This is a genomic window from Streptomyces sp. NPDC107550, assembly GCF_055639095.1.
The window spans coordinates 143,599-149,870 of record NZ_JBVKBC010000017.1 but is presented as its reverse complement, the minus strand read 5'-3'; the positions used below and the strand labels follow the sequence as shown (position 1 = coordinate 149,870).

The 6,272-nt window shown below is 70.7% G+C and carries 5 protein-coding genes and 1 pseudogene; 2 read left to right on the top strand and 4 right to left on the bottom strand.

Annotated features, from left to right (window positions below; genetic code table 11):
* Together ACZ7LY_RS22640 and ACZ7LY_RS22635 are read left to right on the top strand one after the other, a co-directional pair.
* Window positions 1–912 (top strand): acyl-CoA carboxylase subunit beta (locus tag ACZ7LY_RS22640; RefSeq protein WP_471626462.1); only part of this gene is annotated, 912 nt, incomplete at its 5' end.
* 29 nt (window positions 913–941) lie between these two features.
* A complete protein-coding gene (locus ACZ7LY_RS22635; RefSeq protein ID WP_471626461.1) occupies window positions 942–1,133 on the top strand; it encodes an acyl-CoA carboxylase subunit epsilon in 192 nt (63 codons plus the stop codon).
* Between the two features lie 149 nt (window positions 1,134–1,282).
* On the opposite strand, the gene ACZ7LY_RS22630 is transcribed toward ACZ7LY_RS22635, so the two are convergent.
* The 4 genes and pseudogenes from ACZ7LY_RS22630 to ACZ7LY_RS22615 form a co-directional block, all read right to left on the bottom strand.
* Entirely contained in the window at window positions 1,283–1,873 is a 591-nt protein-coding gene (locus tag ACZ7LY_RS22630; protein WP_471626460.1) for a GTP-binding protein, read from the bottom strand.
* The gene (locus ACZ7LY_RS22625; RefSeq protein ID WP_471626459.1) at window positions 1,854–2,441 is read right to left on the bottom strand and encodes a DUF742 domain-containing protein; all 588 of its coding nucleotides are present in this window, start codon (window positions 2,439–2,441) and stop codon (window positions 1,854–1,856) included. Before ACZ7LY_RS22625 ends, ACZ7LY_RS22630 begins: the two co-directional genes overlap by 20 nt.
* Window positions 2,442–2,534: 93 nt before the next feature.
* Window positions 2,535–2,948 carry a roadblock/LC7 domain-containing protein gene (locus ACZ7LY_RS22620; RefSeq protein ID WP_005311461.1) on the bottom strand — a complete coding sequence of 138 codons (414 nt, stop codon included), beginning with the start codon at window positions 2,946–2,948 and terminating at the stop codon, window positions 2,535–2,537.
* A 10-nt stretch (window positions 2,949–2,958) separates the two neighbouring features.
* Window positions 2,959–6,212: pseudogene (locus ACZ7LY_RS22615) on the bottom strand (nitrate- and nitrite sensing domain-containing protein).
* Between the last annotated feature and the right edge of the window lie 60 nt (window positions 6,213–6,272).

Sequence of the window (6,272 nt, the reverse complement as noted above, 5' to 3'; positions counted from 1 at the left end):
GGCGGCGCCGACGTCCACGCCGAGACCTCCGGTGTCTGCCACTTCGCCTACGACGACGAAGAGACCTGCATCGCCGAGGTCCGCTACCTCCTGTCCCTGCTGCCGCAGAACAACCGGGAGAACCCGCCGACCACCGAGTGCGACGACCCCGCCGACCGCCGCGGCGACGTCCTCCTCGACCTCGTGCCCGCCGACGGCAACCGCCCCTACGACATGACCAAGGTCATCGAGGAACTCGTCGACGACGGCGACTACCTCGAAGTCCACGAGCGCTGGGCCCGCAACATCATCTGCGCCCTGGCCCGGCTCGACGGGCAGGTCGTCGGCATCGTCGCCAACCAGCCCCAGTCGCTGGCCGGGGTCCTGGACATCGAGGCGTCCGAGAAAGCCGCCCGCTTCGTCCAGATGTGCGACGCGTTCAACATCCCGATCGTGACCCTCCTGGACGTGCCCGGCTTCCTGCCCGGCGTCGACCAGGAACACGGCGGCATCATCCGCCACGGCGCGAAACTCCTCTACGCGTACTGCAACGCGACCGTGCCCCGGATCTCGCTGATCCTGCGCAAGGCCTACGGCGGCGCCTACATCGTCATGGACTCCCAGTCCATCGGCGCCGACCTCACCTACGCCTGGCCGACCAACGAGATCGCCGTCATGGGCGCCGAGGGCGCCGCCAACGTGATCTTCCGCCGGCAGATCGCCGACGCCGAGGACCCCGAGGCCATGCGCCAGAAGATGGTCAAGGAATACAAGTCCGAACTCATGCACCCCTACTACGCGGCCGAACGCGGCCTGGTCGACGACGTCATCGACCCCGTCGAAACCCGCGAGGTGCTCATCAAGTCCCTGGCGATGCTGCGCACCAAGCACGCCGACCTGCCTTCCCGCAAGCACGGCAACCCGCCGCAGTAACGCGGACCTACTCGTAGGAGACCTGCCCCATGTCCACTCCTGACATCCGTGTCGAGAAGGGCCACGCCGAGCCCGAGGAGGTCGCGGCCATCACCGCGATCCTGCTCGCCCGCGCGGCCGCCGGCCCCGAGACCCCGGTCCACCACGACCACCGCTCCCGCGCCGGCTGGCGCCGCCTGGAGCGTGAGCCCGGCTTCCGCGCCCCGCACAGCTGGCGCTGACCCGGACCCGCACCGGGCAGCACGCCCCCGGACCCGCACCGGGCAGCACGCCGAAAGCCGCGGTCGCCTCCCCCTCGTCCATCGAGGAAGGCGACCGCGGCTTTCGTCTGTCCGTCGGCGCGCGGGTGTCCGTCCGCGCGCGGGGAGCGCTAGCGCAGGCGCGCCATCAGGGCGTGCTCCACGAGCGTGATCAGCGTGGACTTCGCGTCGGCGCGGTGTCGGGCGTCCGTCGTGATGATCGGGGTGTCGGGCCCGATCTGGAGCGCCTCGCGCACCTCGTCCGGCGTGTAGGGCTGGTTGCCGTCGAAGCCGTTGAGGGCGATGACGAACGGCAGGCCCGAGTTCTCGAAGTAGTCGACGGCGGGGAAGCAGTCCGCGAGGCGGCGCGTGTCCACGAGCACGACGGCGCCGATCGCGCCGCGTACGAGGTCGTCCCACATGAACCAGAAGCGGTCCTGGCCGGGCGTGCCGAACAGGTAGAGGATCAGGTCCTGGTCGAGCGTGATGCGGCCGAAGTCCATGGCGACCGTCGTGGTCGTCTTGTCCCCGGTGTGGGTGAGGTCGTCGATGCCCGCCGACGCGGACGTCATCACGGCCTCGGTGCGCAGCGGGTTGATCTCGGAGACGGCGCCGACGAACGTCGTCTTGCCGACACCGAAGCCACCCGCCACCACGATCTTCGCCGAGGTGGTGGAGCGACTTGGAGTAACCGGCCCTCCGCTAGAGCTTGCGAAGTCCACTGAGCACCCTTTCGAGCAAAGTCACGTCTGGCTGGCCGCCGGCGCTCTCGTCGCCGCCGGGCTGATGGATCGCGACCAGGCCCGCCTCCGCGAGGTCGGCGACGAGAATCCTGGCCACACCGAGAGGGATCGTCAGCAGGGCCGAGATCTCGGCCACCGACTTGATCTCCCGGCACAGGTGGCAGATCCGCTGGTGCTCGGGCAGTTGGCCCTGCAACTGGTGCGGCTGCGCGGTGGTGTGCACCAGCGCCTCGATGGCGAGCTGGTAGCGGGGCCTGGTACGGCCGCCCGTCATCGCGTACGGGCGTACCAGGGGGTTGTTCGCGGCGGGTGCGGGCCGCGCGTCGGGACGCGGCTGCGGCTGCACGGGCTGGATGCGCGGCGCGGGCGGCTGGTCGTAGGGACCGGGCTGCCGGGTCGGCCGGGCGTGGCTCGGCGCGGAGGGGTAGCCGTACGGGTTCTGCGAACCGTCACCGCCCATGCCGGCCTGCTCCTGCCGCCCCTGGCCGTGGCCGTAGGGCGGCCAGTGGGCCGACGAACCACTCGGGGGTGTTGCTGAACCGGACACGTACTCCTCCTCCGACTGCGCTGGGCACCATCACTGTGGAGCCGCGTCCCGAAACCTTACGGCCCCAGGACGCGAAAACGCACCGCCTGTCTGTTAGTTGAGAAGGCTTCCCTGAAGCTCCGCGCGCAGGTCGGGGGTGAGAACCGAACCCGCGCGGTCGACGAGAAGCGCCATTTCGTACCCGACGAGGCCGATGTCCGCCTCCGGGTGTGCGAGGACGGCGAGAGAAGAACCATCGGAAATGGACATGATGAAGAGGAATCCTCGCTCCATCTCCACAACTGTCTGGTTCACCGCGCCGCCCTCGAAGATGCGGGACGCGCCCGCGGTCAACGAGGTCAGACCCGACGCGACGGCCGCCAGCTGGTCGGCGCGGTCGCGGGGGAACCCTTCGGACATCGCCAGAAGGAGTCCGTCGGCGGAGACCACCACCGTGTGGGACACCCCGGGGGTGTTGTCCACGAAGTTGGTGATCAACCAGTTCAGGTTCTGTGCCGCCTGGCTCATCGGGCTCACACTAACGCTCCTGGTTGTAGGTGCTGTCAGGGCCGGCGGGAGACCCGCTGTCCTGGCCGTTCGTTTCGATCACTGCTGCTCACTGCTGCCTTCCGCGCGTCCCCGCTGCACGCCCCGGCGCAGGTTGCTCAGCCTGCCCCGTACGTCCTCGGGGGCGCGGGAGATCTGGGGGCCGCCCTGCGGTGTGGACTCCGCGGTCCCTTCGACCAGGTTGGCCTTGGGCACCCGGCGCGGGAGTCCGGACGCGGTGACCCCGCCCGCCTTGGGCCGCTTGAGCTGCTCCGCGCGCTCCCACCGGTCGTCGTTGGCGGAGCGCCACGTGTCACCGTTCTCGCCGCCCTGCTCGGGGGCGCCGAAGGAGCCACGGCGCGGCAGACCGGCGTCGGTCAGCTCCTGCGCGACGGAGGGGGAGGGGCCGGCCGACAGCGGGCCGTGCGGGTCGAAGCCTACGCTCTCCGGCTCGGCCGCGTCAGCGGCCTGCGAAGATTCCGCTTCGGGGGCGTACGGAGCGTTCGAGTCGTCCTGGTACGCGCCCTGCGCCTGCCAGTCACCCGTACGCGCCGGTGCCTCGAACGCCTGGTAGGGCTCCGAGGGAACTTCCGCATAGCCGTCCCCACGACCGAAGTCCTGGTCGTATCCGGCCTGCGTCCCGGTGTCGTAGCCGTTCTGCGCGGGAGCGTAGCCCTCGTACGGGACTTGACCCTGATCGCCGTACGTCACCTGCTGCTGTTCGCCGTAGACACCGTGACCCTGATCGCCGTAGGCGGCCTGCTGCTGGTTGTCGTACGAGAACTGCTCGAACTGCTGGTGCTGAGCGTGCTGCTGCTGCGGCTGGTGGGGTGCGTGGGGCTGGTCCGGGTGGCCGCCGCGGGCCGTGTCGACCTCGTCGCGGAAGAGCGGGCGGCTGTCCGGCGTCTGCCCGGGCTGCGGCTCCTGCTGGGTGCCGGCCTGCGCCTCCAGGGCCGCGCGCCGCTCCTCGCGCATCAGGGAGCGGCCCACCGGGTCCAGCTCGCGCGGATCGTCGGGCACGTCGTAGCGGCTGTCGTCGAAGCCCAGCTCGGCGGCGGTGCGCAGCGGCGCCTTCTCGAAGGACGGCTGCTCCGGGATCATCGTCGAGACGGTGAACTCGCCGTTCTCGTCGACGTGGCCGCCACCACCGCCGTGGGTGATCGCGTCGGGGAGCATGACCAGCGACGTCGTGCCCGCCTGCTCGCCCGAGGGGCGCAGCTGGACGCGGATGCCGTGCCGGTCGGACAGCCGCCCGACCACGAACAGGCCCATGCGCTGGGAGATCGCGACGTCCACGGTCGGCGGGTTGGCCAGCTTGTGGTTGATGTCCGCGAAGTCCTCGGCGGTCAGGCCGATGCCCTTGTCGTGGATCTCGATCATGACGCGGCCGTCGGGCAGCCGGGTCGCGGTGACGCGGACCTTGGTCTGCGGCGACGAGAACGTGGTGGCGTTCTCCAGCAGCTCGGCCAGCAGGTGCACGAGGTCGGTGACCGCACGGCCGTGGATGTCGGCCTCCGGCACGCCCTGCAGTTCGATGCGCTCGTACTGCTCCACCTCGGAGGTGGCGGCGCGCAGCACGTCCACCAGCGGGACCGGCTGGTCCCAGCGGCGGCCGGGCTCCTCACCGGCGAGGACCAGCAGGTTCTCGCCGTTGCGGCGCATACGGGTGGCGAGGTGGTCCAGGCGGAAGAGGTTCTCCAGCTGGTCCGGGTCGGCCTCGTTGTTCTCCAGGTCGGTGATGAGGGTGAGCTGGCCCTCGATCAGCGACTGGTTGCGGCGCGAGAGGTTGGTGAAGATCGCGTTGATGTTGCCGCGCAGCAGGGCCTGCTCGGCGGCGAGCCGGACGGCCTCCCGGTGCACCTGGTCGAAGGCGCGGGCGACCTCGCCGATCTCGTCGGTGGTGGTGATCGGGATGGGCGTCACGCGGGTGTCCACCCGGCCCGGGTCGGTACGCGAGAGCTGGTCGACCAGCATCGGCAGGCGCTGCTCGGCCACGTCGAACGCGGCGGAGCGCAGGCGGCGCATCGAGCGGGACATCTGGCGGGCCATCTGACCGGCGAGCAGCACGGCGGCCAGCAGGGCGACCACGACGGCGGCGCCGATGATGATGGCCTCGCGCTTGGCGTCGGCGGCGATGCCGGACGCCTCGGTCACGGCCTTGTCGGCGAGGTCGGACTCGATCGTGCGGTAGGCGTCGAACTTCGCGGTGTTGACCGCCCACCAGTTCTCGGGGGTGACGCCCTTGCCGGCGAGCGCGGCGCGGGCGCTCGGCGCGGTGCTGGGCAGGGCGACGATGTCACCGACCATCTCGGCGGCGTCCGGCGGCGGCGTGAAGGAGGGGTCCTTGGCCTTCGCCTCGGCGGCCTGCTTCTTGCCGTCGCTCTTGAGCTGGGTGATCGCGTCGTCGAGCTTCTTGAGGTCCTCGGGCGTACCGCCGCCCTTGTACTCCTCGACCGCGATGTTCTCCAGGTAGGCGTACGAGCCGAGCGCGGTGCGCTGGCGGCCGAAGCTGGTGGCGGTCGGGCCGGGCTTGACCAGCAGGTGCATGCCGATGGAGCGCTCAAGAGAGAGCGCGGCCTTGGACAGCGAGATGGCGTAGACGGTACGGCCGTAGCTCGTGATGTTGCCGGTGCCGAGGCCCAGCTCGTTGGCGAACTCCATCAGCGGGTGCTGGATGGCGACGTAGCCCTCTTCGGTCTTCACGCCGTCGAGCTTGGAGGTGTAGGCGGCGGCGCGCAGCTTCCCCAGGCCGCCCTCGACCTTGGTGAACTGCGCCATGCGGCGCTCCAGGCCCTCCTTGTGCGGCATGTTCTGCGCCGCCGCGCGGAAGGCGTCGGCCGCGGCGTCGGTGGCCTCGCGGGCCTTGACGACGGCCGGGTCGTGGCGCTTGCCCTGGAGCAGGGGAGCGGCGGAGACGTCCCGCTCCTCGATGAGGCGGTTGCCGTAGGTGAGGGACGCCTGGACGAGCCGGGCGGTGTTCTCGGCGTCCTCGGCCTCGTGCCAGGTGTCGATGGAGTTCTTGACCTGGAAGCCGCCCATGACCAGGCCGACGATCACGGGTATGAGGAGGATGGCGTTCAGCTTCGCGGGTACGCGCCAGTTGCGCGGCGACAGCTTCCCGCCGGACGGGCCGCCGGACGCCGGTGCCGCGGCCTCGACCGGGGCGGCCGGTGCCGTGGCCCGCGGCGGCGGGGTGAAGTTGCCCCGCGCCGCGGCCGGCTCGGGACTGTTCTTGCTTCGCCTCACTCGACCAACAACCTCTCGGCGTCGGCACCTACGTTGTGCCGCTGTGTGTCTCCAGGCCCG